This window comes from Streptomyces olivaceus, from assembly GCF_000721235.1.
In the GTDB taxonomy this organism is placed as follows: domain Bacteria; phylum Actinomycetota; class Actinomycetes; order Streptomycetales; family Streptomycetaceae; genus Streptomyces; species Streptomyces olivaceus.
In genome coordinates this window covers 1-435 of record NZ_JOFH01000136.1, presented here as the reverse complement: position 1 = coordinate 435, position 435 = coordinate 1, and the positions used below count along the sequence as shown (strand labels likewise).

The window sequence follows — 435 nt, the reverse complement described above, 5'->3', positions numbered from 1 at the left end:
CAGGAAGCCTTCGAAGCCGTCGGGGGAGGCTTGCATGAGGCGGTTGCCGTAGTCGTCGTACATGACGCCGGTGAAGACGCCGGTGCGGGTGCCGCGGAGGGTGTGTGGGTTGATTCCGGCGTTTTCGAGGGTTTCCCAGGCGGTTTCGAGGAGGAGGCGTTGTTGGGGGTCGGTGGCGAGGGCTTCGCGGGGGCTGATGCCGAAGAATTCGGGGTCGAAGTCGGCGGCGTTGTGGAGGAAGCCGCCGTGGCGGGTGTAGGTGGTGCCGGTGTGGTCGGGGTCGGGGTGGTAGAGGGTGTCGAGGTTCCAGCCGCGGTCGGTGGGGAAGTCGCCGATGGCGTCGGTGCCGTCGGCGACCAGTTGCCACAGGTCCTCGGGTGAGCGCACGCCGCCGGGGTAGCGGCAGGCCATCCCCACGACCACCACCGGATCGTC

At 68.7% G+C, this 435-nt stretch carries 1 protein-coding gene; it reads right to left on the bottom strand.

The features are described from left to right. Window positions 1-435: beta-ketoacyl synthase N-terminal-like domain-containing protein (locus IG94_RS0138130; protein WP_031048822.1), on the bottom strand; the 435-nt coding region annotated here is incomplete at both ends.